Genomic DNA, 24,087 nt, shown 5'->3' with positions numbered 1-24,087 from the left:
GGTCAGGTGCGCGCCGGGTCGTGGACCCACCAGGCGGCGGCGTTGGCGGGGAGGACCCCCGGCGGGCAGGGGGCGCTGGACAGCAGCGGCTGTCCCGGTACGGGGGCGGGGACCGGCTCGTCGCCGAAGTTCACGGCGCAGACCAGGCCCTCGCCGCGGACGAAGGCGAGCACGCCGGGCGGTGCCTCCAGCCAGCGCAGCGTCCCCTCGCCGAGCTGGGGCAGCCGGGCCCGCAGGCCGAGCGCCTCCCGGTACAGGTGCCAGAAGGAACCGGTGTCCAGCAGCGCGCGGTCGGCGCTGTGCTCGGCGAACCAGTCGGGCTGCGGCAGCCACGGCCGGGCCGCGCTGCCCTCGGCGGTGAAGCCGAACGGCGAGGCGTGGCCCGACCAGGGCAGCGGCACCCGGCAGCCGTCCCGGACGAAGCGGCGGCTGCCGGTGCGGCGGAAGATCGGGTCGGTGAGGACCTCGTCCGGCAGGTCGACGACCTCGGGCAGCCCCAGTTCCTCGCCCTGGTAGACGTACGCGGCACCCGGCAGCGCCAGCATCAGCAGCGCGGCGGCGCGCGCCCGGGCGGCGCCGAAGTGCCCGGTGGGGCCGCCCGCGTACCGGGTGACGGTTCTGACCTGGTCGTGGTTGTTGAGCACCCAGGTGACGGTGGACCCGGTCCCGGCGATGTCGCGCAGCGCCTCGGCGATGGCCGTGCGGAACGCCTGCGCGTTCCAGGGGGCGCTCAGCAGGTGGAAGAAGAAGGCCTGATGGAGTTCGTCGGGGCGGACGTAGCGGGCCTGTTCGGCCGGGGTGGGGACGGAGACCTCGCCGACCAGCAGGCGTTCGCGTCCGTCGCGGGCGGTGTACTCCTCGCAGATCGCGCGCCACCGCCGCCAGACCCCGTGCACCTCGGGACGGTTCCAGGCCAGCGGGTTGACGGAGTCGCGGGACCGCTCGTCCGCCGCGGGGTCGGGGGAGTCGGGGAGCGAGGGGTGCTTGAACAGGCCCGCCGCCACGTCGATGCGGAAGCCGTCGACCCCCCGGTCCAGCCAGAAGCGCAGCACGTGCTCGAAGTGCTCCCCGACACGCGGGTCACGCCAGTTGAGGTCGGGCTGCTCCGGGGTGAACAGGTGCAGGTACCACTGGCCGGGCCGGCCGTCCGGCTCGGTCACCCGGGACCAGGCGGGACCGCCGAACATCGCCCGCCAGTTGTTGGGCGGCAGTTCGCCGTGCTCGCCGCGTCCGTCGGCGAAGTGGAACAGCGACCGGGCGGGGCCGCCCGGTCCCTCCGTCAGTGCCTCGCGGAACCACGGGTGGGCGGAGGAGCAGTGGTTGGGGACGACGTCGAGGACGGTGCGCAGACCCAGCCGGTGCGCGTCGGCCACGAGGCGGTCGAACTCGGCGAGGTCGCCGTAGAGCGGGTCGACGCCCGTGTAGTCGGCCACGTCGTAGCCGTGGTCGTGCTGCGGCGAGGGGTAGAAGGGGCTCAGCCAGATCCCGTCGACGCCCAGCTTGCGCAGGTAGGGCAGACCGGCTCGGACGCCGGCCAGGTCCCCGACACCGTCGCCGGTGCTGTCCAGGAAACTGCGCACGTAGACCTGGTAGACCACCGCGTCGCGCCACCAGGGGCGTACGGCGGTGAGTGCCGGGGAGGGGGCGGCGGCGGTGGAGGAACCGTCCTCCAGAGGGGCTGTGAACACCCGTCACCATCCTGACTGCGGGCGCGCGGACGGACACGACACTGCACGCCGCGCGGGGTGGCTCGTTATGCATGCATGTTAAGTAGCAGTGTCAGGAAGGTGTCAACGGAGCTGCCGATAGACGGCGCTTACTGGGGTGAATTGCGTGGGTAAGATCCGCAGTCGAGAACCGAGAGGGTGTCGGGGAGGCCCCCGCAGTTACTTAACAAGTAGGTATGAGGTGGGTGGTGACATCCAGCGAAGGGCGCCGCGGGATCAGCGGTCCCGCACGATCTCCCGCAGCTCGCGGTCCAGCCGTGCGACGGCCTGCTCCGGCGTGGTGTGCAGCGCCAGCGCGTCCCGGCTCACCGCCGCCACCGCCAGGCTCACCTGCTCGTAGCGGGCGCTCTTCGGGCGCGGCTTGGCCGCCCGTACGCTCTGCTCCAGCACCGGCAGGTACGGGTACCGGCGCACCAGCCCGGGGTCCTGGTACAGATCGGCCCACACCGGCGGCAGCGAGCCTTCCGTCAGGACCTGGCGCTGCACGGACTCACCCGTCATGTACGCCATGAGGTCGGCGGCCGTCCGCGGATGCCGCGAGTGCGCGTTGACCGCGAGGTTGGACCCGCCCAGCACACTGGCGCCCGGCCCGTCCGGCCCGGGCAGCGGCACCGCGCCGAAGCGCCCCGCGACCTTGGAGCCGGGCGCGGAGGCGAGGTCGTACACGTACGGCCAGTTGCGCAGGAAGAGCAGCCGGCCGTCCTCGAAGGCCTGCCGGGACTCCTCCTCCTTGAACCGCAGTGCCTCGCCTGGGATCCAGCCCTCGCGCACCCCGCGCACCAGGAAGCCCAGCCCCTCGCGGGCCGCGGCGGAGTCCACGGTGACCCGGCTGCCGTCGCCGCCGAGGATGCCGCCCCCGGCCGACTGCACCGCCTCCGTGACGTTGACGGTCAGGCCCTCGTACGGCAGGAACTGCCCGGCGTAGCCGCCGATCCCGTACTTCGGGGCGAGCGTGCGCGCCTGCCGCTCCAACTCCGCCCAGGTGCGCGGCGGATCCAGGTGCTCCCGGTCGAGGATGTCCTTGCGGTAGTAGAGCAGCCCGGCGTTGGTGACGTACGGGACCGCGTACAGCCGCTCGCGGAAGGTGGCGGTGTCCACCACCGAGGGCAGCAGCCGGTCCAGCGGCAGGCCGCGCGGGTCGACCGGCGCGATCCATCCGGCGCCCGCGAACTCGGAGGTCCACGCCACGTCGATGTTGAGCACGTCGAAGCGGTCGCTGCCGGAGCGCAGGCTGTCTGCCATCTGCGCGCGCACCTCGTCGGCCGCCTCGGGCAGTTCGACGAGGGTCGCCTTCTCCAGGGGGTGGCCACGGTTCCAGCCGTCCAGCACGTGCTGGAGGTAGCCGGTCAGATCGCGACCGGTCGCGAGGGTCACCGGGCCCCGGCCCGTCGTGCCGGGCGGTCCGTCGGCGGCGCGGGCGCCCTCGGAGGCGTATCCCGTCAGCAGCAGGGCAGCGGCGAGCAGGGTCCTGCCCGCGGCCCGCGCCCAGCGCATACGATCCTCCAGGTCCCGCTTCCGGCGACGGCGTCGTCGTCCGAAGGGACATGTATACCTGTTGGACATGCGCGATACTAGCCATTGCGGCAGGATGGCCTGCTCACCGATGATCGGGCTGGTGAGCGGCCCCTAACAAGCAGGTAGCCGGGGAGGAGGCAGGTCGAGCGTGCGCCTTCCGCTCATGGCACTCCTCGCCAAGGGGCCCGCCCATGGTTACGAGCTCAAAACGGCACTTGAGAAGCTTTTCGGTGCGGCCTATCCTCAGCCGAACATCGGCCAGATCTACGTGACGCTGGCGCGCCTGGAGAAGTCGGGACTGATCCGGGGCGAGGACGTCACCCAGTCCGGCCGGCCCAACAAGCGGATCTACGAACTCACCGACGCCGGGCAGGAGGCGGTCGCCGCCTGGTTCGACGAGCCGTCCAGCGAGCCGCGGGTGCGCGACGAGTTCTTCATGAAGCTCGCCCTCGCCCCGGCCACCGGCCTGGCCGACCAGGTCTCCCTGATCAACAAGCAGCGCCGCCACTACCTCAACCTCATGCGGGCCATGTCCCGGCTCGCCGCGGGGGAGGACCGGGACAACACCATCGCGCAGCTGCTGATCGAGGGCGCGACGCTGCATCTGCAGGCGGACCTCGACTGGCTGGAGCGCTGCCAGGAGGAGCTGGAATGAGAAGGGCCGAGCCGCCCCCCGCGGCGCCGCACATGCTCCGGGTCGAGGGCCTGGTCAAGACGCACCGCGTGGACGGCGGCGAGGTCAGGGCCGTGCGCGGGGTCGACCTGGAGGTGCGGCCCGGCGAGTTCGTCGCCGTCACGGGCCCTTCCGGCGCCGGCAAGTCCACCCTGCTGCATCTGCTCGGCGGCCTCGAACGCCCCGACCGGGGGCGGATATGGCTGGACGGGCAGCGGGTCGACCAGCTCAGCGAGGCACGCTGGGCGGTACTGCGCCGGCGCGGCGTCGGCATCGTCTTCCAGTTCTTCAACCTCGTCTCCACCCTCACCGTCGCGGACAACATCGAACTGCCCGCCCTGCTCGCCGGCCGCTCGCCCCGCCAGGTGCGCGCCGCGCGCCAGGAGTTGCTGGCCGACCTCGGCCTGACGGGCAAGGAGGACAGCACCCCCGCCGACCTGTCCGGCGGTGAGCAGCAACGGGTCGCCCTCGCCCGGGCCCTGGTCAACCGCCCGGCCCTGCTGCTGGCCGACGAGCCCACCGGCAGCCTCGACAGCAAGGGCACCCGGGAGGTGCTGCGGCTGCTGACCCGCTGCCACGAACGCGGCCAGACCATCCTGCTCGTCACGCACGACGCCAAGGTGGCCAGCGCCGCGGACCGGGTGATCAGCCTCTTCGACGGCGAAGTGGTCGACGACATCACCCTCGACGCCCCGCCGTACGCCTCGCGTCCCTCCCGTGCCGCCGCCGACGTCGTGAAGCTGCAGGGCTGACCGCCGTGCGCGCCACCGCCCGCTGGGCCCTCGCCGATCTGCGCACCCACCGCGGCCAGGCCCTGTCCATCGTCCTGGCCACCGCGGGCATCACCGTGGCGCTGCTGCTCTCCGTCGCCCTGCTGGTGTACGCGGCCAACCCCTGGCAGCGGATGTTCACCGCCACCGAGGGCGCCCACGTCTGGCTGCGCACGGACGGCCGCGCCGACACCCGCGCGCTGTCCGGGATCGACGGGGTCACCGCGGTCTCCGGACCTTTCCGCACCCTCACCGTCACCGCGCAGCACGGCCGGGAGAAGGCCGCCCTCGACCTGCGGGCCGCGGGCACGAGCCCGCCGTCGGTGGGCCGGCCGCTCATGGACCGCGGGAGCTGGCTGGACGGCGATGACGGCGCCGGCATCGTGCTGGAACGGTCGGTGGCGTCGGCGCTGTGGGCCGAGCCGGGGGACGAGATCAGCGTGACCCGCGACGGACGGCGGAGCACCGTCCGCGTGGTCGGCGTCGCCGGGACCGCCGAACCGCTCTACTCCCCGGGAGACAACCCCGGTGTCGCCTGGGCGTCGCCCACGCTGGTGAGCGGCCTCGCCACCGGCCCGGCACGGTCGGGGCAGACCGTGGGGCTGCGGCTGAAGGACCCGGCGGACACCGCCTTCGTCATCCAGCGGGCCGTCTCCGTCGTCGGACCGGACCGCGTCACGAGCGTCGCCACCTGGCGGGAGGCCCGCGCCGACGCCGAGGGCGACAACCACCTCCTCGGGCTGCTGCTCGGCCTGTTCGGGCTGGCCGCGCTGCTGGCCGCCGCGATCGCGGTGACCGGGGGCATCGCCACCCGCGTCCTGGCGTACGTCCGTGACATCTCCGTCCTGAAGGCGGTCGGCTTCACCCCGGCCCAGGTGGTCCGGATGTTCCTCGTGCAGCACGCGGTGCTCGCCACCGCCGGTGTGGTGCTCGGATCGGTGGCCGCGGAGACGCTCGCGCCGGGCATCCCCGGGCCGATGGGGGACGCCATGGGGCTGTGGCAGGGACTGCCGCAGCACACCTGGGCGCTCCCCGGTACGGCCGTGGCGACCGTGCTGGTCATCGCCCTGGCCACGGTGCTCGCCGCCTGGCGGGCCGGTCGCGTGCCGCCGATCCCCGCCGCGCGGGGGGCCGTTCCGGGACGCCGCAGGATGTCCGGCGCGGCCCGGGCCGCGCTGCGCCTGGGGACCCCGCCCGCCCTGGTGCTCGGCTGCCGCGGCGTGCTGCACCGGCCCGCACGCTCGGCGGCCGCCGTGGCCCGGCTCGCCCTGCCGGTCCTGATGATCACCGTGGCGCTGGGGACCTGGGCCACCCTCGACCGCTTCGAGCACCACCCCGAACTGCTCGGCCAGGCCGGCGCGCTCACCGCCCGCCCCAACGGCCTCACCGACGAGGCCGTCCGGCAGTTGCTCGCCGCACGACCGGAGATCGCCGCGGCACACCCGGGCGTCGACCTCCCCGCGCTCGCCCCGGGCCAGTCGCAGTCCGTCACCCTGCGGGGGATCGGCACCACCGCCGACCCCTACCCCTTCGCCGTCGCGGAGGGCCGGCGCCCCGCCGGACCCGACGAGGCACTCGCCGGGCAGGGCCTGCTCGACGCGCTGCACATCGAGGTCGGCCAGTGGGTCCGGGTCACCGTCGGCGGCACCCCGCACATCCTGCACATCGTCGGCCGCAGCATCGAGACCGGGCACGGCGGACGGGTGATCTCCGCCCCGCTCGACGTGCTGCGGGCCCAGGACGCCTCCATCGGGCCCTCGTACTACAGCCTGGTGCTGCGTCCCGGCGCCGACCGCGCGGCGGTGCGCGGCGCCCTCACGGACGCGTCGCACGGCGCCCTGGAGGTGCGCGAGGTCACCGGCCCCGGCGCCGAGCTCTCCCCGGTGCGCGGCGTGATCATCGGACTGGTCAGCGTCCTCGCGCTGATCGCCCTGGCCGAACTGTCCACGGCCGTCGGCAGCGGCATCCGCGACCACGCCCGCGACATGCGCGCCTACCGCGCCGTGGGCCTGACGCCGCAGCAGACCGTGGCGACCGTCGTGACCGGCGTCGGCCTGGTGGTCCTGGCCGCCGCCGCGGCGGGGGTCGCCGCGGGGGTGTTCGCCTCCGACTGGCTGATCGACCTGCAGGCCGGCTCCAGCGGCGTCGGCGCGGGGATCGCCCAGTCCCCGCCGGTTGCGGCGCTGGCCCTGATCGTCGGCGTGTGCGTCGCGGCGGCGGTGGCACTCTCGCTGCTGCCCGCCTCCCGCGCGGCGGGGGACCGTAATCCGCGGATGCTGTTCAACGCCCAGTGAGGGGAAGACACCGGACGCCGTGCCCCGCCGAACGGGGCCGCCGGGCAAGATCCTTGGTAAGAATGAAGCGCACCGGCCGGCCCGGCTGCGCGGTCCTTGACCGCTCTGTCGGCCGTCGTCGATGCTTGTGTTGCGGCACGTGCGGAATGTGCCGTAATGAGAAACGCCCGTCTCAGGGTTCCGTACCAGCCGAGGAGTGCCCCATGGCTCACCAGGTCCGTGCCGTCGTCGCCCGGGAGAAGGGTTCCCCCGTCAGCCTGGAAACGATCGTCGTGCCCGACCCGGGGCCCGGGGAGGCGCTGGTACGGATCCAGGCCTGCGGGGTCTGCCACACCGACCTGCACTACCGCGAGGGCGGCATCAACGACGACTTCCCGTTCCTGCTCGGCCACGAGGCGGCCGGCATCGTGGAGTCGGTCGGCGACGGCGTCACCGACGTCGCCCCCGGCGACTTCGTCGTCCTCAACTGGCGTGCGGTGTGCGGCCAGTGCCGTGCCTGTCTGCGCGGCCGCCCTTGGTACTGCTTCAACACCCACAACGCCAAGCAGAAGATGACCCTGCTGGACGGCACCGAGCTCTCCCCGGCCCTCGGCATCGGGGCCTTCGCCGAGAAGACCCTCGTCCACGCCGGGCAGTGCACCAAGGTCGACCCGGCCGTCTCCCCGGCCGTCGCCGGGCTGCTGGGCTGCGGTGTCATGGCGGGCATCGGCGCGGCCATCAACACCGGCAACGTCGGCCGCGGCGACTCCGTCGCCGTCATCGGCTGCGGCGGCGTGGGTGACGCGGCGATCGCCGGCGCCCGGCTGGCCGGCGCCGCGAAGATCATCGCGGTGGACATCGACGCGCGGAAGCTGGAGACGGCGAGGAAGCTGGGCGCCACGCACACCGTCAACTCCAAGGAGACCGACCCCGTCGAGGCGGTCCGCGAGCTGACCGGCGGCTTCGGCGCCGACGTCGTCATCGAGGCGGTCGGCCGCCCCGAGACGTACAAGCAGGCCTTCTACGCCCGCGACCTGGCCGGCACCGTCGTCCTGGTCGGCGTGCCCACCCCCGAGATGAAGCTGGAACTCCCGCTGCTGGACGTCTTCGGCCGCGGCGGCGCCCTGAAGTCCTCCTGGTACGGCGACTGCCTGCCCTCCCGTGACTTCCCCATGCTCATCGACCTCCACCTGCAGGGCCGGCTGGACCTGGACACCTTCGTCACCGAGACCATCGCCCTGGACGAGGTGGAGAAGGCCTTCGAGCGGATGCACCACGGCGACGTGCTGCGCTCGGTGGTGGTCCTGTGACGGCCGCCCGCATCGACCACCTCGTCACCTCGGGCACCTTCTCGCTGGACGGCGGCACCTGGGACGTCGACAACAACGTCTGGATCGTCGGCGACGACACCGAGGCGATCGTCGTCGACGCCGCCCACGACGCCGACGCCATCGCCGCGGCGCTGGGCGGCCGCCGCCTGCTCGCGATCGTGAGCACCCACGCCCACAACGACCACGTCGACGCCGCGCCCGCGCTCGCCGCCCGCACCGGCGCGAAGATCCTGCTGCACGGCGACGACCTGCCGCTGTGGAAGCAGACCCACCCGGAGCGCTCCCCGGACGGGGAACTGACGGACGGTCAGGTCATTGCGGTGGCCGGCACCGAGCTCACGGTGCTGCACACCCCGGGCCACGCGCCGGGCGCCGTCTGCCTGTACGCGCCGGCCCTCGGCACGGTCTTCACCGGCGACACCCTCTTCCAGGGCGGCCCGGGCGCCACGGGGCGGTCCTTCTCGGACTTCCCCACCATCATCGACTCCATCCGCGAGCGGCTGCTGACCCTGCCGCCGGAGACGGTCGTCCGCACCGGCCACGGCGACAGCACCACCATCGGCGCCGAGGCCCCGCATCTGGACGAGTGGATCGCCCGCGGCCACTGAGCCCCCGTGACCGCCGCACCCACCGGTGCGGCGGTCACCGCGGTCAGAGCGACCACCCGTAGGCGTGGTCGTTCGCGGTCACCACCGCGAGCACGACCAGGTCGGCCGCCCCCAGTGCGAGCCCCAGCACGGCCCGCCCGCGGCGGGCGGTGCCCTGGAACAGCGCCATCGAGCCCAGCACGAGGGCGGCGGGGCCGAGGACCACGCTGAAGACCAGCAGGCCCACCAGTCCGAGGACGAACGACGCCACCGCCGCGCCGTCCGCGTGGGCGCGACGCGTGCTCACGGGTGTCCCGGGCATCCCTCACCCCTCCCTTCGGTGCGCGACGCGCCGGCGTGCCGCGTACAGCGCGAGCCACCCGACGATGACGGCGGCGACGGCGAGGGTCGCGTGCAGCGGCAGATGCGCGACCGGTCCGAGCAACAGCCCGAACAGGGCCAGTGCGGCCACCAGGAACAGCATGCCGGTCCTTCCCTGTGCTCCGACGTTCCGGGAAATTCGGTGAACAGTTGTACACGGAGCTTCTGCCCACCACCGCTCCCGGAAAACGCGGACCGGCGCCCCGCGGGTGCCGGGACGCCGGTTCGGCCGGAAAGCGCGCCCGCCGCTCAGGCGCTGAGCACCCGCAGCGGCGCGCCGTCCCGGTAGGCCGCGATGTCCTCGACCGCCTGCCGGTAGAAGACCTCGTACGTCGCCTCCGTGACGTAGCCCAGGTGGGGGGTGAGCAGCGCGCCCGGCAGGCTCCGCAGGACGTCCCCGGCGGGCAGCGGCTCGGTGTCGTACACGTCCAGCGCCGCACCGGCGATCCGGCGCTCGCGCAGCGCGGCGACCAGCGCCGGGGTGTCGACGAGCGGACCGCGCGAGGTGTTGACCAGCAGCGCCGTGGGCTTCATCCAGCCCAGCTCCTCGGCGCCGACCAGCCCGGTACTGCGCGCGCTGAGCTTGTAGTGCACGGTGACGACGTCGGACTGCGAGAACAGCTCACGCTTGCCGACCGCCCGCGCGCCGCACGCGGCGGCGTGCTCCGGGTCGAGATTGGCGCTCCACGCCAGGACGCGCATCCCGAAGGCGGTGCCGATCGCGGCGACCCGCGCGCCCAGCCGGCCCAGCCCCACCACGCCCAGCGTCCGGCCGTGCAGGTCGCCGCCGATCGTGTGCTGCCACTCACCGTGCCGCATCCCGGCCGTCTCCTCGGGGAGGTGCCGGACCAGCGACAGGACGAGCCCCCAGGTCAGCTCGGCCGTGGCGTGCGCGACGCTTTCCGTGCCGCACACCGTCACACCGTGCCGGCGGGCGGCGGCCAGGTCGACGGACGCGTTCGCCATCCCGGTGGTCACCAGCAGCCGCAGCGCCGGCAGCGCCGCGAAGCGCTCCTCGGTGAAGGGGGTGCGCTCGCGCATGGCGACCACCACGTCGAAGCCGTCCAGCGCCCCGGCCAGTTCGGCCGTACCGGAGACGTGGTCGTGGAGGAAGACCACCTCGGCTCCCAGCGCGTCCCAGTCGGCGAACCGGTGCGCCGCCTTCTGATAGTCGTCCAGGACGGCGATGCGCATGGTGCGGTCTCCTCGGCTCGATCGGTCGAACGGGTGTCCCCGGGGTCTGTCCTAGTATCTGCTCGGAAAGCGGCCGGAACCCGACAGCCGCCGGAACCGGACGAGGGGTGGGCAGGTGGAGACACCCGGCAGGCGGCGCCGGCTGCGCTGGTGGCCCCGCTCGCTGTACTGGCGCCTCGCGCTCGGCTTCCTGGCGATCACCACGGTCGGCGTCGCGGCCGCGGACGTCTACGCCGCGCGGGCCCTCGCCGACGGCCTGCGGAACCGGCTGGACCAGCAGCTGGCCTCCATACGCCAGGACCGGCTCGACGAGCTGGAGGCCACCTCGGACCTCAAGCCCGCCGGGGCGACGGCCGTGGTGCTGCTCACCGACGCCATCGGCAGGGTCGTCCAGCGCGAGTCCGGCGCGATGGTGGAGCGGGCCGTCATCCGGCTGTCCAGCGCCGACCTGGACCGTATGGCCACCGCCGGCCGGGCGGGCGCGGTCGGCCCGGCCCCGATGCGGGCGGTCGTCGAGAAGCTCCCCGACGGCGGCTACCTGGTGATCGCGGAGTCCACCGCGGACGACGCGGCCACGGTGCACAACCTCGTGGTCATCGAGGCCGTCTCCGGTGTGCCGCTGGTCGCCGGCGTCGTGCTCGGCGCCCTGTACTTCAGCCGCCGCACCATCTCGCCGCTCAAGGAGATCACCGCCACCGCCCGCCGGTTCGCCGCCGAGGGCGCACTCTCGCAGCGGGTCGCCGCCCCGGTGTCGACGGCGGAGGTGGAGGCGCTGGCCGACGCCGTCAACGCGATGCTCGGCCGGGTCGACGAGGAGTTCAACCGCCGCCGCAAGGCCGAGGAGCAACTGCGCGACTTCGTCGGCGCCGCCAGCCACGAACTGCGCACCCCGCTCACCGCGATCGGCGGCTACGCGCAGCTGGTGCGCTTCGGCGCCCTCGACGACCCGGCCCGTCTGGACGACGCCATGCGCCGGGTGCAGAACGAGACCCGCAGGATGTCCGCCCTCGTGGACGAGCTGCTGCTGCTGGCCCGCCTCGACCAGGGCCGCCCCCTCGAGTGCCGCCCCGTGGACCTGGCCGAACTCTGCGCCGACGCGGTGGCCGACGCCCGCGTCGTCGACCCCGACCGCCCGGTGACCCTCGTCGTGGAACCCGGGCCCCACATGGTGACCGGCGACCCCGACCGGCTCCGTCAGGTGGTCACCAACCTGCTGGCCAACGTGGTCGCGCACACCGCCCACGACGTCCCCGCCGAGGTACGGGTCGGCCGCGAGGGCGACGAGCAGATCGTCGACGTCATCGACGGCGGGCCCGGGATACCCGAGGAACTGCGCGAGCGGATCTTCGAGCGGTTCTTCCGCGCCGGTGGCGGCACCCCCCGCCCCGCCCGCCGGGACGACCACCCCGCCCCCGGCAGCGGACTGGGCCTGAGCATCGTGGCCGCGATCGCCGCGGCGCACGCGGGCTCGGTGCGGGTGGAGGCATCGGCGTCGGGTGCGTGGTTCCGGGTGCGGTTGCCGGCGCTCACTGGCGCATGATCGCGGCGACCGCGACGGCCGTCCTGAGGACCTGGAGGTCGCGCGGGCCGTCGACGCGCCGGCCGGTCAGCTCCTCGACCCGGCGCAGCCGACGGTCGAAGAACTTGCGGCGGAGCGTGAGCAGCTCGCACGCCAGGTCGGGGTCGCCGTCGGCGGAGATCACCGCACTCAGCGTCTCCCGCAGCACCTGGTCGTCCAGCACCGGCTGCACCATGCCGACCAGCCGCTGGGCGATGTCGGGCGTCTGCGCGGCCGCGTACTCGACCAGGACGTCGTCCAGCTGGTAGACGCCGGGCCCGAAGCCCAGCGCGTCGACCACCGCGCAGACGTCGTCCACCAGCAGCTGACCCGCCGTCACCTCGTTGTAGGGCTTCCAGTGCACCGCGAGCCGGGCCGTCCCGGCGAGGTCGCGGTGGATGCGGTCCGCCAGGTCGACGGACTCCTCGTGGCGCGGCGCGGGGGTGAGCACGTACAGCCCGCGCGCCGAGGGCAGCACGGCCGTCTCGGGGCCGCCGTGGCCGCGGGCCACGGCCTCGACGTCGCCGAGGGGGAGGCCGGGCGCGCGCAGCGCCATCACGGCGTAGGCGGGCGGGGCGTAGGACGGCCCGGGCCGGGGCGGCTCCGGGACCGAGGCGGGGGCCTCCGACCCGGACCGGGCGAAGTAGCCCCGGTTCAGCTCCCGGGCCACGCGGCGCCCCGCGTCCGTCAGGCGCCGGGCGAACTCGCCGCGCGAACCGTCGGCCCCGGCCGCCGCGTGCCCGCCGGAGACCAGGATGTACTCCGTCGTCTCCTGGACGGCGACCCGCAGCGCGCTCACCGGCTCACCCCGCGCGGCCCAGGCGACCCCCTCGCCGCGGATCCGCGCGGCGGTCTGCTCGCTCCACTCTCCCGAGCCGGAGACGACTTCTATCAGGGCGGCGAACAGCTCCCGCCGCAGCGAGGGCTCGCCTCCGCCGGAGTCGGTGAATCCCAGGTCAAGACAGGAATCCAGGCCCGTGGACACCGGTGCGTGGGTGGTCATGCGCGCAAGCCAAGCACCGGAGTATCAGAGTCACATCAAAGCGGGATCAGAGTCCGCGCTGGGGATCGCCCGCCGTCACGACGGTCAGGGGATCGCCTGCTCGGTCCAGATGCACTTGCCGCCGGGAACGTAGCGGGTGCCCCAGCGCTGGCACAGCGCGGCCACCAGCTGCAGCCCGCGGCCGCCCTCGTCGGTGTCGCCGGCGTGCCGGATCCGGGGGGTGCTGAGACTGCCGTCCGACACCTCGCAGACGAGGGTGCGGCTGCGGATCAGCCGCAGGCCGATGGGGCCCCGGGCGTGCCGGACCACGTTGCCGACCAGCTCGCTGGCGATCAGCTCGGTCGTCATGACCAGTTCGCCCAGTCCCCAGGCGTCCAGCCGGCGGCGGATGTGCTCGCGTGCCTGGCCCGCGGCGAGCGGGTCCTCGGGCAGGGACCAGGAGGCGACGTCGCCGGGCGACAGGGCGTGCGTGCGGGCGATCAGGAGGGCCGCGTCGTCCCCGGCGTGCTCCTGGTGGGGGTCGAGGGCGGCGGCGACCTCGTCGCAGAGCCTTCCCAGGCGCTCGATCTCGCCCCGGCGGCCGTCAGCCGGCCGCACGGGCGCCGCGGCCGGCGCGCCGGTGAGGGCCTTCGCCAGCCCGGCCATCCCCGTGTCGATGTCCCGGCGGGAGGATTCGACGAGCCCGTCGCTGTAGAGCACCAGCAGACTTCCCTCGGGGATCTCGAGCTCCACGGTCGCGAAGGGCGGTGTGGCGGCGCCCAGCGGTGGGTCCGGGGAGTGCCCGGCGAAGTGGACGGTGCCGTCGGGCAGCACCAGCGCGGGCGGCGGGTGCCCGGCCCGGGAGAAGGCGCAGGTGCGGTTCGTGGGGTCGTACACGGCGTACAGACAGGTCGCGTAGAAGTCGTCCCCGAGGTCGCTGACCAGCTCGTTGAGGTGCGCGAGCAGCTCGTCGGGGGGCAGTTCGAGACCGGCGAGGGTGTGCACCGCGGTACGCAGCCGCCCCATGGTCACGGCCTCGGAGATGCCGTGCCCCATCACGTCCCCGATGACCAGCGCGACCCGGTCGGCGGAGAGCGGGATGACGTCGTACCAGTCCCCGCCGACCGTCGTCCCCTCGACGGCGGGCAGGTAGCGCGCCGCGGCGCTGACCGCCGCCAGTTCGGGCAGGACGCGCGGCAGCAGGCCGCGCTGCAGCTCCTGTGCCCGTCCGTGCTCGGCGTCGTACAGCCGGGCCCGCTCCAGGGCCTGGGCGACCAGCCCGCTGAGCGCGGTCAGCAGGGTGCGTTCCTCCTCGCCGAACGGGCGCGGTTCGGAGAAGGAGACGACGCAGGAGCCGACGGCCTTCCCGGAGACGATCAGCGGCAGGAAGGCCCAGGCGTGCTTCTGGGACCACTCCTGGAGGTGGACCCGGGCCGGGTACGCCTCGTGGAACTCCTTGGCGGAGGTGATGTAGCGGGGCACGCGCTCGCGGATGGCGTCGGTGCTGGGGCTGCCCTCGGCGAGCCGGGTCCGGCTGAGCCGCTCCATCAGGCCCGGGGGGTAGCCGACGAAGCCGACCACGCGCAGCAGGTCGCCCTCCAGCGTCTTGATGATCAGCCCGGTGGCGTCGAACAGCGGCAGTACGCGGTCGGCGGCGGCGGCGACGACGTCCTTGACGGTGACGGCCTCGGCGAGCGCGGTGGTCAGCCGGCCGATGTGCGCCGCGCGGTCGGCGGCGGTGCGGGCGGCGTCGGCGCGGGCCTCCTCCGCCAGCCGGTGCTCGGTGACGTCGGTGAGGTAGAGGGTCAGGCCGTCGGGCACGGGCATGACGCGCAGGTGGTAGCGGCGCGTGCCGCCGCCCCACTCGATGTCCGCGCTGACGGTCGCGTCGCCCTCGGCCGCCCGGCGGCAGTGGGCCTCGATCTCCGAGTCGTGGACACCGGGCAGGTCCCACAGCACCGCGCCGACCAGGGGCCGCCGCGCCCCGAGCAGCCGCTCGGCCTGGGGGTTGGCGAAGGCTATGCGGCCGTCGTCGTCGACCGCCAGGAAGCCGTCGCTCATGTGACGCAGGGCCCGGCCGGCGGCGTCCATCGCCACCCGGGTCTCCGTGCTGTCCCACAGCACACCGGCGAGCCGGACGGCCTTGCCGTCCGCACCGAGCACGCTGCGGCCGCGGGCCTGCACCCAGCGGAAGGTCCCGTCGGGCCGGCGGACCCGGTACTCCCAGGCGAAACCGCCGCGGGCCCGGGCGGCCTCCTCGGCGTCGGCGATCACCCAGGGCAGGTCCTCGGGGTGGACCAGCTCCACCCAGGTCTCCAGGCGTCCGTCGTACATCTGCGGGGACATCCCGAAGACGGAGCGCGCGGTCTCGTCGAGGTAGGCCTCGCCGGTGCGGACGTTCCACTCCCAGGTGCCGATGCCCACGTCGGACGGGGTCTCCCGGGGCCGGGAACCCGAGCCGCCCTCCGCCAGGCGCCAGCGTTCGCGCGACCCGACGGCCGCCGTCCGGCCCAGCCGCTCCGACACCCAAGCGGCGATCCCCCGCAGCAGCTCCCACGCGCCGGGAGCCGGCGGTACGGCGCCCGCGGTCACCACCGAGAGCGCGCCGAGCGGGCCCTCGGGGCCGGGGAGCGGTACGGCGGCGAGCCCGGACCCGCCGGGCAGCGGGCCGGGGGTCGTCTCCGTCGTGGGCAGCCACACCGGTTCGCCCCCGGTCGTCGCGCGGCCCGGCGCGGTGGCGTCCTGCGGGGGGAGGAAGAGCCAGGCCCGGGTCAGGTTCCTGGGCAGACCGCTGCTGGCGGCCAGGCGCAGGGGCACTCCGCCCCGGGCCTCCTGCCCGCGCAGGTGGACCAGTCCGCCCAAGCCGTTCAGCGCCGCCACGGCCTGCTGCAGTCCCAGTCGCAGCGCCTCTCGCTCGCCCTGGTCGTCGCCCGAGGACCGGAGCAGGCGCAGCCGCTCCGCTCCCGGCTGGTCGAGCGGCGCTTCAGGCTCCTGGGCGGCGGCTTCGTTCGGGATCGTGCCCTCTTCTCGTCGGCTTTCCTCCGAAGGCCAACATAGCGCCGCGCGCGGGCACCGTCAGCGCGAAGCCGTATCGGCCGGCGCCGCCCTCACCAGGTAGCCCGCCCCCCGCACGGTGCGGATGAGCGACTGGTCGGTGTCGCCGAGCTTCCGGCGGAGGTAGTAGATGTAGGTCTCCACGATCCCGGACTCGCCCTGGAAGTCGCAGCTCCACACGGCGTCGAGGATCTGACCCTTGGACACCACCCGGTCCGGGTTCTCCAGCAGGAAGCGGAGCAGCGCGAACTCGGTCGCCGAGACCTGGACCGGCCGGCCGTGCCGCCACACCTCGTGGGTGTCCGCGTCCAGCTCGACCCAGCCCGCGCGCAGCCGGCGCCCGGCGGGCTCGGGGGCCCGGCCCCGGCGCAGCAGGGCGTTCACCCGGGCCGCGACCTCGTTGATGTCGAAGGGCTTGGTGACGTAGTCGTCGCCGCCCAGGGCCAGGCCCCTGATCTTGTCCTCCACGGCGTCCCGGGCCGTGAGGAAGAGGACGGGCGCGTCGACCCGGGCGGCGCGGAGCCTGCGGCACACCTCGAAGCCGTCGAGGTCGGGCAGTCCCACGTCGAGCAGGATCACGTCGGCGGCGCGGTCGGCCGCCGTGCTCACCGCCTCCTCGCCGGTCCCGGCCGTGACCACGTCGAAGCCCAGGAACTGCAGCGCCATCGCGAGCATCGAGGCGATGCTCGCCTCGTCCTCCACGACCAGCACGCGGGGCTGCTGGGCCGAGACGGTCACGTTCATGCCGCGGGTCACTTCCTCCGGGCCGTATTCCGGCCGTTGTCACACAGAAGAGGAACGGATTATGTCATTCAGTCGAACCCGGACAACCCCCGTGACCGAATCGCGACGATCCGCTGCCGGCCTCCCCCGCGGAGCTGCGGATGAGCCCCCGTCAGATGCGACGTCCGGGTGTCCGGGCGATGCCTTGACAGGGGTGGGGGGCACCCCCACACTGATGTTGCGTCAACCGCAATCAGTTCCGCCATACGCACCGAGGTGTCATGATGATTCCCGTGTGCCGGCTCGCGGATCTCCCGCGTGGCGAGGCTTTCCGGCTCGAGACCGACCCGCCCGTCGCGGTGTTCCACACCGAGGAGGGCGAGCTCTACGCCGTCGACGACACCTGCACCCACCAGGACGCGTCGCTCGCGGACGGCTGGCTGGAGGGGTGCGAGGTCGAGTGCCCGCTGCACGCCTCGAAGTTCGACCTGCGCACGGGTGCGGTGGACGCGCCCCCGGCCCGGCGGCCCGTGCGGACGCACGAGGTCGTGGTCGAGGACGGCATGGTCCACGTACGGCTGTCGGCGGCCGCCCCCGGCCCGCCCTCGTGCGCGGCCGGCCGGCTCGCCGGGGGAGCCGGATGAGAGCGGTCCTCGTGGTCGGCGCCTCGCTGGCGGGGCTGTCGGCGGCGCGGGCACTGCGCGCCCAGGGGTACGACGGCCGGCTGGTGGTCGTGGGCGACGAACCGCACCGGCCGTACGACCGGCCGCCGCTGTCCAAGGAGTTCCTCGCCGGACGCGCCGACGAGGCGGCCCTGGTCCTGGAGGCGGACGGCGAGGACCTCGGGGCCGAATGGCTGCTGGGCGCCCGGGCCGTGACGCTCGACCCGGGCACGCGGGGCGTCGGGCTCGCGGACGGCCGCGCCGTCACCGCCGACGGAGTCGTCATCGCCACCGGGGCCGCTGCCCGTACGCTGCCCGGCGCGGCGGGCCCCTCCGGTGTGCACACCCTGCGCACCCTGGACGACGCCCGCGCGCTGCGGGCCGATCTGGCGCGCGGCGGGCGGCTCGTCGTCATCGGCGGCGGTTTCATCGGGGCCGAGGTCGCCTCGACCGCATACGCCCTCGGCCTGGACGTCACCGTCGTCGAGGCGGCGCCCACCCCGCTGTCGGGTCCGCTCGGCGAGACGATGGGCGGCGTCGTGTCGGGCCTCCACGCCGACCACGGCGTACGGCTGTTGTGCGGCACGGGGGTGCGGGGGACCGAGGCGGACGGCGGCGGGCGGGTGGTGGCCGTGGTCCTGGCCGACGGCCGCAGGCTGCCCGCGGACACCGTGGTCGTCGGCATCGGGGCGCGCCCGTGCACGGACTGGCTCGCCGGGTCCGGGATCGAGCTCGGCGACGGTGTCCTGTGCGGCGCGGACGGCCGGACGGGCCTGCCGGGCGTCGTCGCCGTCGGCGACTGCGCCGCCTGGTACGACCCGGCCGCCGGTGCGCACCATCGCGTGGAGCACTGGACGGGCGCCCTGGAGCGTCCGGCCACCGCCGTCGCCGCGCTGCTGTCCGGCGGCGCGGGCGGGCAACGGGCCCCCCGCCCGCCGTACTTCTGGTCCGACCAGTACGGCGTGCGCATCCAGTTCGCGGGCCGCGCCGCGGGGGCCGACACCGTCACGGTCGAGGAGGGCGTTCCGGAGGAACGCGACGTCCTCGCGGTCTACCGCAGGGGCGGGGTTCCGGTCGCCGTACTGGGGATGAACCGGCCCCGGTCGTTCACCCGTTGGCGCAAGCAGCTGGCCGCCGCCGCGTCTTGACAGCGCCGGAAGCGGCACCACATGCTGCAGTTGCGCAGTGCACACTCCGTTGCTCATTACACAACGTCCCGCAAGGAGTGCCCCGTGACCCCGACCGGCCTGCCGGACAGCCTGATCGCCACCCTCCCCGGCTCCTACTACACGGACCCCGGGATCTTCGCCCAGGAGCAGGAGCGCATCTTCGAGACGATGTGGTTCTGCGTGGCGCGCTCCTCCGAGCTCGGCAGGCCGGGCGCCTTCAGGACCGTGGACGTCGGCCGCGAGAGCATCCTGGTCACCCGGTCCCGGGACCACGCGGTGCGCGCCTTCTACAACGTGTGCCGGCACCGCGGCGCCCGGCTGCTCACCGAGGAGGGCGGCGAGGTCAGGCGGGCGTTCCAATGCCCGTACCACGCCTGGACGTACGACCTGGACGGCAGGCTCGTGGCGGCCCCCAACCTCACCAAGATGCCCGACGTGGGCCGCACCGAGTACGGGCTCGTCCCCGTCCACGTGCGCGAATGGCTGGGCTACGTCTGGGTCTGCCTGGCCGAGGACCCGCCCTCCTTCGAGGAGCAGGTGGTCGGCGAGGTGGTCACCCGGCTCGGGGACGTGGAGTCCCTGGAGCGCTACGGCATTGAGCACCTGAGGGTCGGCCGGCGGATCGTCTACGACGTCAGGGCCAACTGGAAGCTCATCGTCGAGAACTTCATGGAGTGCTACCACTGCGCCACGATCCACCCCGAACTGACCGAGGTGCTGCCGGAGTTCGCCGGTGGCTACGCCGCGCAGTACTACGTCGGCCACGGCGCCGAGTTCGGCGCGGACATCGAGGGCTTCACGGTGGACGGCTCGCCGGGACTGGACCGCATACCGGGGGTCTCCGCGGCCCAGGACCGGCGCTACTACGCGATCACCATCAAGCCGCAGGTCTTCGTCAACCTGGTGCCGGACCACGTGATCTTCCACCGCATGTACCCGGTCGCGGCCGACCGCACGGTCGTCGAGTGCGACTGGCTCTACCTGGAGGAGGTCGTCACCGCGGGCAGGGACGTCGGCCGCTCGGTGGAGCTCTTCGACCGGGTCAACCGCCAGGACTTCGAGGCCTGCGAGCGCTGCCAGCCCGCGATGGGCTCCCGGCTCTACGCCAAGGGCGGGGTGCTGGTCCCCAGCGAGCACCACATCGCCGGCTTCCACGACTGGGTGCACGAGCGCCTCGGCACGGCTCAGCCCAGGTAGCCCATGCGGTGGCTGATCTCGGCGGCCCCGGCGACCAGCAGCGGCGCGAGTTCGCGCATGCGCTCCTGCGTGAAGCGGTACGAGGGGCCGGAGGCGCTGACGGCGGCGATGACCTCGCCGTCGCGCGAGCGGACGGGGGCGGCCATCGCGTGCAGGCCGATCTCCAGTTCCTCCAGCGTCCAGGCGTACCCGCGCTCCCTGGCCTCGGCGAGGTTCTTCTCCAGCTTCGTCCGCGAGGTGAGGGTGTGCGGGGTCAGTTTCTCCAGGCCCGCGTCCGTGAGGAGTTCCGCGCGCTGCGCGGCGGAGAGGTGGGCGAGCAGGATCTTGCCGCTGGAGGTCGCGTGCAACGGCGTGAGCTGGCCTACCCAGTTGTGCGCGGTCACCGCCGCCGGTCCGCGCACCTGGTACAGGTTGATCGCGAAGTGCTTCTCCATCACGGCGATGTTGACGGTCTCGCCGATCTCCTCGGCGAGCCGTTCGCAGACCGGCCGGCCCTGCTGGGTGATGTCGATGCGGCCGGTCACCGCGCCGGCCAGGCGCACGATGCCGAAGCCGAGCCGGTACTTGCCGCGCTCGCCCGCCTGCTCCACCAGCCCGCGTGCCTCCAGTGCGCCGAGCAGCCGGAACGCCGTCGACTTGTGGACCTCGATCTCGGCGGCGACCTCGCTCACGCCGGCCTCGCCGCGCTGCGCCAGGATCTCCAGCACGCTGATGGCCCGGTCCACGGACTGGACGCCGCCCGGCTGAGAAGCGGTTGTTTCGGTATCTGCACTGAAGTTGCTCACAGCGAAACTATACGCGCGGTAAACAACGGCGTCGGGGTTCCCCGGCGGAGTCCGGACGGGAAACACGACCGAAACTCCGATGTCAAGTTGCGCGGATCGCAACCTGGTGCGCATAGCGGCACCGTACTAGCATGCTGCGCCAGTCGACCTGTCGACCGCGCGATCGAGACGAGCGAGACAAGCGAGACGAGTGAGACGAGTGAGACGAGGCTGACATGGCTCCCGTGCAGTACGACTTCGTCATCGTCGGTGGGGGCTCCGCCGGTTGCGCCCTCGCGAACCGGCTCTCCGCCGATCCGGGCAACCGTGTCCTGGTGCTGGAGGCCGGCCGCCCCGACTACCCGTGGGACGTCTTCATCCACATGCCGGCGGCGCTCACCTTCCCCATCGGCAGCCGCTTCTACGACTGGGGCTACGAGTCCGAGCCCGAGCCCCACATGGGCGGACGGCGGATCTACCACGCCCGGGGCAAGGTGCTCGGCGGCTCCAGCAGCATCAACGGCATGATCTTCCAGCGCGGCAACCCCATGGACTACGAACGCTGGGCCGAGGGCCCCGGCATGGAGCACTGGGACTACGCCCACTGCCTGCCGTACTTCCAGCGCATGGAGAACTGCCTCGCCGCCGGCCCCGACGACGAGTTCCGCGGTCACGACGGTCCGCTCGTCCTGGAGCGCGGGCCCGCCTCCAGCCCGCTGTTCCCCGCCTTCCTCGAGGCGGTCCAGGAGGCGGGACATCCGCTCACCGACGACGTCAACGGCTACCGCCAGGAGGGCTTCGCGCCCTTCGACCGCAACGTCCACCGCGGCCGCCGGCTCTCCGCCGCCCGGGCCTACCTCGACCCGGTGCGCAGGCGCCCCAACCTGACGGTGCGGACCCGGACCCTGGTCACCCGGGTGCTGTTCGAGGGCAAGCGCGCCGTGGGCGTGGAGTACGAACGCCGCAAGGGCAGCCGCGAGCAGGTGCGCGCCCGCGAGGTCGTCCTCTGCGGCGGCGCCGTCAACTCGCCCCAGCTGCTGCAGCTGTCGGGCGTCGGCAACGCCGGGGAACTGGCCGCGCTCGGCATCGACGTCGTGCACGACCTGCCCGGCGTCGGCGAGAACCTCCAGGACCACCTGGAGGTCTACGTCCAGTACGCCTGCACGCAGCCGGTCTCCATGCAGCCGTACCTGGCCAAGTGGCGCTACCCCTTCATCGGTCTGCAGTGGCTCTTCCGCAAGGGTCCCGCCGCCACCAACCACTTCGAGGCCGGCGGCTTCGCGCGCAGCAACGAGGACGTGGACTACCCCAACCTGATGTTCCACTTCCTGCCCATCGCGGTGCGCTACGACGGCTCGGCCCCGGCCGGCGGCCACGGCTACCAGGTGCACGTGGGGCCGATGTACTCCGACGCCCGCGGCTCGGTGAAGATCAGGAGCAGGGACCCGCGCGAGAAGCCCGCGCTGCGCTTCAACTACCTGTCCACCGAACAGGACCGCCGCGAGTGGGTCGAGGCGGTGCGCGTCGCCCGCGACATCCTCGGCCGGCCCGCGCTCGCCCCCTTCAACGGCGGCGAGGTCTCGCCCGGCCCCGGGGTCGAGACCGACGAGGAGATCCTGGCGTGGGTCGCCAAGGAGGGCGAGACCGCCCTCCATCCGTCCTGCACCTGCAGGCTGGGCACCGACGCGATGGCCGTCGTCGACCCGGCGAGCATGCGGGTGCACGGCGTGGAGGGGCTCCGCGTGGTGGACGCGTCCGTGATGCCCTACGTGACCAACGGCAACATCTACGCCCCCGTGATGATGATCGCCGAGAAGGCGGCGGATCTGATCCTCGGCCGTGAACCGCTGCCGCCCTCGAAGGCGCAGTTCTACCGGCACCGCGACGCCACCGCCAACTGATCGTGCCCGGTGCCGCGTTCACCGGATCAAGATGTGCCGTACACCCCGTGCCACCCCTTGACGGCCGGTGGCCGTTCGGACAGGGTGTTCCACCACAAGCAATTCGATGCGCTATGTGCAACGAAGCGAGGGCTCCGCGCGTGGCAGACCTGTACCTGGACGGAGAGTGGCGCGAGGCGGTGGCCGGAGGCCGCCGGGAGATCCGCTGCCCCGCCGACGGAGTGCTCGTCGCGACGGTCTCCGAGGCGACCGGCGCCGACGCGGAGGCCGCGGTCGCCGCCGCCCGCGCCGCCTTCGACCACGGCCCCTGGCCGCGCACCCCGGAGCGCGAACGCGGCGCCCTCCTGCTCCGCACTGCCGGCATCGTCGAGCGGGACGCCAAGGAATTCGCCCGCGCCGAATCCCTCGACACCGGCAAGCGGCTCGTGGAGAGCGAGTACGACGTCGCCGACGTCGTCGCCTGCCTGCGCCACTACGGCGGCATCGCGGGGACCTCCGCCGGACGGGTCGTCGACACCGGCCGCGACGACGCCGTCAGCCGTGTCGAGTACGAGCCGGTCGGCGTCTGCGCCCTGATCACCCCCTGGAACTACCCGCTGCTGCAGGCCTCCTGGAAGGTCGCGCCCGCGCTCGTCGCGGGCAACACGTTCGTCCTCAAGCCCAGCGAGCTGACCCCCTCCACCTCCGTGCTGCTGATGCGGGCCCTGGAGGAGGCCGGGCTCCCGCCCGGGGCCGGAAACCTCGTCCTCGGCGCCGGGACCGGGGCAGGCGCCCCGCTCGCCGGGCACCCCGGCGTCGACATGGTCTCCTTCACCGGCGGTCTGGAGACCGGCAAGCGGGTCATGGCCGCGGCCGCCGCCACGGTGAAGAGGGTCGCCCTCGAACTCGGCGGCAAGAACCCCAACGTGGTCTTCGCCGACGCCGACTTCGAGACGGCCGTGGACTTCGCGCTCACGGCCGTCTTCCTGCACTCCGGCCAGGTCTGCTCCGCCGGGGCCCGGCTGATCGTGCAGGACACGGTCCACGACGCCTTCGTCGACGAGGTCGTACGGCGCGCCCGCGCCATCCGCCTCGGCGGCCCCTTCGACCACGCCGCGGAGACCGGCCCGCTGATCTCCGCCGCCCACCGCGACAAGGTCGAGGCGTACGTCGCCGCCGGGATCGCCGAGGGCGCCGTGCTGCGCTGCGGCGGCGCCCGTCCCGCGGACCCGGCGCTCCAGGACGGCTTCTACTACCCGCCGACCGTCCTCGACGACTGCGACCAGGGCATGCGCGTCGTCCACGAGGAGTCCTTCGGGCCCGTGCTGACCGTCGAGCGCTTCACCGACGAGGACGACGCCGTCCGCATCGCCAACGACACCGAGTACGGCCTCGCCGGCGCCGTCTGGACGGGGGACGCCGGCCGCGCCCAGCGGGTCGCCCGCCGGCTGCGCCACGGCACCGTGTGGATCAACGACTACCACCCCTACGTACCGCAGGCGGAATGGGGCGGCTTCGGGCACTCGGGCGTGGGCCGGGAGCTGGGACCGACCGGCCTGGACGAGTACCGCGAGCCCAAGCACATCTGGCAGAACATCCGACCCAGGCCGCAGCACTGGTTCCGCGGCTGAACGCCCAGGAGAGGCC

20 protein-coding genes are annotated in these 24,087 nt (G+C 73.6%); 11 read left to right on the top strand and 9 right to left on the bottom strand.

The features are described 5' to 3' along the window. Positions 1 to 2 precede the first annotated feature (2 nt). Positions 3 to 1,673, bottom strand: coding sequence for a glycoside hydrolase family 13 protein (locus OG937_08725; GenBank protein ID WUD78676.1), 1,671 nt, complete (start codon positions 1,671 to 1,673; stop codon positions 3 to 5). 270 nt (positions 1,674 to 1,943) lie between these two features. Continuing rightward, positions 1,944 to 3,221: an ABC transporter substrate-binding protein gene (locus OG937_08720; GenBank protein ID WUD71774.1), complete on the bottom strand. Its 1,278-nt coding sequence runs from the start codon at positions 3,219 to 3,221 to the stop codon at positions 1,944 to 1,946. 169 nt (positions 3,222 to 3,390) lie between these two features. On the opposite strand from OG937_08720, the gene OG937_08715 reads away from it, so the two are divergent. The 5 genes from OG937_08715 (at position 3,391) to OG937_08695 (ending at position 8,897) form a co-directional block, all read left to right on the top strand. Beyond that, on the top strand, positions 3,391 to 3,897 hold the full coding sequence (locus tag OG937_08715; GenBank protein WUD71773.1) for a PadR family transcriptional regulator: 507 nt from the start codon (positions 3,391 to 3,393) through the stop codon (positions 3,895 to 3,897). Continuing rightward, complete coding sequence (locus OG937_08710) at positions 3,894 to 4,667, top strand: ABC transporter ATP-binding protein (protein WUD71772.1); 774 nt, start codon at positions 3,894 to 3,896, stop codon at positions 4,665 to 4,667. Before OG937_08715 ends, OG937_08710 begins: the two co-directional genes overlap by 4 nt. A 5-nt stretch (positions 4,668 to 4,672) precedes the next feature. Next, positions 4,673 to 6,979 (top strand): FtsX-like permease family protein, encoded by a 2,307-nt coding sequence (locus tag OG937_08705; GenBank protein ID WUD71771.1) that lies wholly within the window; start codon positions 4,673 to 4,675, stop codon positions 6,977 to 6,979. Between the two features lie 203 nt (positions 6,980 to 7,182). Beyond that, positions 7,183 to 8,268: an S-(hydroxymethyl)mycothiol dehydrogenase gene (locus OG937_08700; GenBank protein WUD71770.1), complete on the top strand. Its 1,086-nt coding sequence runs from the start codon at positions 7,183 to 7,185 to the stop codon at positions 8,266 to 8,268. Continuing rightward, the gene (locus OG937_08695) at positions 8,265 to 8,897 is read left to right on the top strand and encodes an MBL fold metallo-hydrolase (GenBank protein WUD71769.1); all 633 of its coding nucleotides are present in this window, start codon (positions 8,265 to 8,267) and stop codon (positions 8,895 to 8,897) included. Before OG937_08700 ends, OG937_08695 begins: the two co-directional genes overlap by 4 nt. Before the next feature lie 43 nt (positions 8,898 to 8,940). Here the strand turns inward: OG937_08695 and OG937_08690 are convergent, their stop codons facing one another. From OG937_08690 to OG937_08680, 3 genes are all read right to left on the bottom strand, one after another. Further along, entirely contained in the window at positions 8,941 to 9,198 is a 258-nt protein-coding gene (locus tag OG937_08690) for a DUF4190 domain-containing protein (GenBank protein ID WUD71768.1), read from the bottom strand. A gap of 3 nt (positions 9,199 to 9,201) precedes the next feature. Beyond that, a complete protein-coding gene (locus OG937_08685; GenBank protein ID WUD71767.1) occupies positions 9,202 to 9,360 on the bottom strand; it encodes a hypothetical protein in 159 nt (52 codons plus the stop codon). Between the two features lie 146 nt (positions 9,361 to 9,506). Further along, positions 9,507 to 10,451: a D-2-hydroxyacid dehydrogenase family protein gene (locus tag OG937_08680; protein WUD71766.1), complete on the bottom strand. Its 945-nt coding sequence runs from the start codon at positions 10,449 to 10,451 to the stop codon at positions 9,507 to 9,509. 115 nt (positions 10,452 to 10,566) lie between these two features. Here OG937_08680 and OG937_08675 point away from each other — a divergent pair, with 115 nt between their 5' ends. After that, positions 10,567 to 11,991: a HAMP domain-containing histidine kinase gene (locus OG937_08675; protein ID WUD71765.1), complete on the top strand. Its 1,425-nt coding sequence runs from the start codon at positions 10,567 to 10,569 to the stop codon at positions 11,989 to 11,991. Here OG937_08675 and OG937_08670 read toward each other — a convergent pair. The 3 genes from OG937_08670 to OG937_08660 form a co-directional block, all read right to left on the bottom strand. Further along, positions 11,978 to 13,012 (bottom strand): helix-turn-helix domain-containing protein, encoded by a 1,035-nt coding sequence (locus OG937_08670; GenBank protein ID WUD71764.1) that lies wholly within the window; start codon positions 13,010 to 13,012, stop codon positions 11,978 to 11,980. The two genes, OG937_08675 and OG937_08670, sit on opposite strands and share 14 nt — an antisense overlap. Before the next feature lie 84 nt (positions 13,013 to 13,096). After that, positions 13,097 to 15,871 carry a SpoIIE family protein phosphatase gene (locus OG937_08665; GenBank protein ID WUD71763.1) on the bottom strand — a complete coding sequence of 925 codons (2,775 nt, stop codon included), beginning with the start codon at positions 15,869 to 15,871 and terminating at the stop codon, positions 13,097 to 13,099. Positions 15,872 to 16,066: 195 nt separating this feature from the next. After that, the gene (locus OG937_08660) at positions 16,067 to 16,789 is read right to left on the bottom strand and encodes a response regulator transcription factor (protein ID WUD71762.1); all 723 of its coding nucleotides are present in this window, start codon (positions 16,787 to 16,789) and stop codon (positions 16,067 to 16,069) included. Between the two features lie 260 nt (positions 16,790 to 17,049). Here OG937_08660 and OG937_08655 point away from each other — a divergent pair, with 260 nt between their 5' ends. From OG937_08655 to OG937_08645, 3 genes are all read left to right on the top strand, one after another. After that, positions 17,050 to 17,412, top strand: coding sequence for a bifunctional 3-phenylpropionate/cinnamic acid dioxygenase ferredoxin subunit (locus OG937_08655; GenBank protein WUD71761.1), 363 nt, complete (start codon positions 17,050 to 17,052; stop codon positions 17,410 to 17,412). Then, positions 17,409 to 18,578 carry an FAD-dependent oxidoreductase gene (locus OG937_08650; protein WUD71760.1) on the top strand — a complete coding sequence of 390 codons (1,170 nt, stop codon included), beginning with the start codon at positions 17,409 to 17,411 and terminating at the stop codon, positions 18,576 to 18,578. Before OG937_08655 ends, OG937_08650 begins: the two co-directional genes overlap by 4 nt. 84 nt (positions 18,579 to 18,662) lie before the next feature. Further along, the gene (locus tag OG937_08645; protein ID WUD71759.1) at positions 18,663 to 19,796 is read left to right on the top strand and encodes an aromatic ring-hydroxylating dioxygenase subunit alpha; all 1,134 of its coding nucleotides are present in this window, start codon (positions 18,663 to 18,665) and stop codon (positions 19,794 to 19,796) included. Here OG937_08645 and OG937_08640 read toward each other — a convergent pair. Continuing rightward, on the bottom strand, positions 19,784 to 20,581 hold the full coding sequence (locus tag OG937_08640) for an IclR family transcriptional regulator (GenBank protein ID WUD71758.1): 798 nt from the start codon (positions 20,579 to 20,581) through the stop codon (positions 19,784 to 19,786). The genes OG937_08645 and OG937_08640 overlap by 13 nt on opposite strands. A gap of 215 nt (positions 20,582 to 20,796) precedes the next feature. Between OG937_08640 and betA the strand changes: the two genes are divergently transcribed. Both betA and OG937_08630 read left to right on the top strand, forming a co-directional pair. Then, positions 20,797 to 22,461, top strand: a complete 1,665-nt coding sequence (gene betA, locus OG937_08635) for a choline dehydrogenase (GenBank protein ID WUD71757.1) — start codon at positions 20,797 to 20,799, stop codon at positions 22,459 to 22,461. Between the two features lie 140 nt (positions 22,462 to 22,601). Then, positions 22,602 to 24,071 carry an aldehyde dehydrogenase family protein gene (locus tag OG937_08630; GenBank protein ID WUD71756.1) on the top strand — a complete coding sequence of 490 codons (1,470 nt, stop codon included), beginning with the start codon at positions 22,602 to 22,604 and terminating at the stop codon, positions 24,069 to 24,071. Positions 24,072 to 24,087: the final 16 nt, after the last annotated feature.

Origin of the sequence: Streptomyces sp. NBC_00510, from assembly GCA_036013505.1 — a bacterium.
Classification (GTDB): domain Bacteria; phylum Actinomycetota; class Actinomycetes; order Streptomycetales; family Streptomycetaceae; genus Actinacidiphila.
Note: the sequence above shows the minus strand (reverse complement) of the source record. Positions and strands in the feature narration are given on the sequence as shown.

What these genes read in the sequence shown, in the direction of transcription:
- OG937_08720 (WUD71774.1), bottom strand. Translation starts at nt 3,221, where the DNA reads ATGCGCTGGGCGCGGGCCGCGGGCAGGACCCTGCTCGCCGCTGCCCTG.
- OG937_08710 (WUD71772.1), top strand. Translation starts at nt 3,894, where the DNA reads ATGAGAAGGGCCGAGCCGCCCCCCGCGGCGCCGCACATGCTCCGGGTC.
- OG937_08700 (WUD71770.1), top strand. Translation starts at nt 7,183, where the DNA reads ATGGCTCACCAGGTCCGTGCCGTCGTCGCCCGGGAGAAGGGTTCCCCC.
- OG937_08690 (WUD71768.1), bottom strand. Translation starts at nt 9,198, where the DNA reads ATGCCCGGGACACCCGTGAGCACGCGTCGCGCCCACGCGGACGGCGCG.
- OG937_08685 (WUD71767.1), bottom strand. Translation starts at nt 9,360, where the DNA reads ATGCTGTTCCTGGTGGCCGCACTGGCCCTGTTCGGGCTGTTGCTCGGA.
- OG937_08680 (WUD71766.1), bottom strand. Translation starts at nt 10,451, where the DNA reads ATGCGCATCGCCGTCCTGGACGACTATCAGAAGGCGGCGCACCGGTTC.
- OG937_08670 (WUD71764.1), bottom strand. Translation starts at nt 13,012, where the DNA reads ATGACCACCCACGCACCGGTGTCCACGGGCCTGGATTCCTGTCTTGAC.
- OG937_08660 (WUD71762.1), bottom strand. Translation starts at nt 16,789, where the DNA reads ATGAACGTGACCGTCTCGGCCCAGCAGCCCCGCGTGCTGGTCGTGGAG.
- OG937_08655 (WUD71761.1), top strand. Translation starts at nt 17,050, where the DNA reads ATGATGATTCCCGTGTGCCGGCTCGCGGATCTCCCGCGTGGCGAGGCT.
- OG937_08650 (WUD71760.1), top strand. Translation starts at nt 17,409, where the DNA reads ATGAGAGCGGTCCTCGTGGTCGGCGCCTCGCTGGCGGGGCTGTCGGCG.
- betA (WUD71757.1), top strand. Translation starts at nt 20,797, where the DNA reads ATGGCTCCCGTGCAGTACGACTTCGTCATCGTCGGTGGGGGCTCCGCC.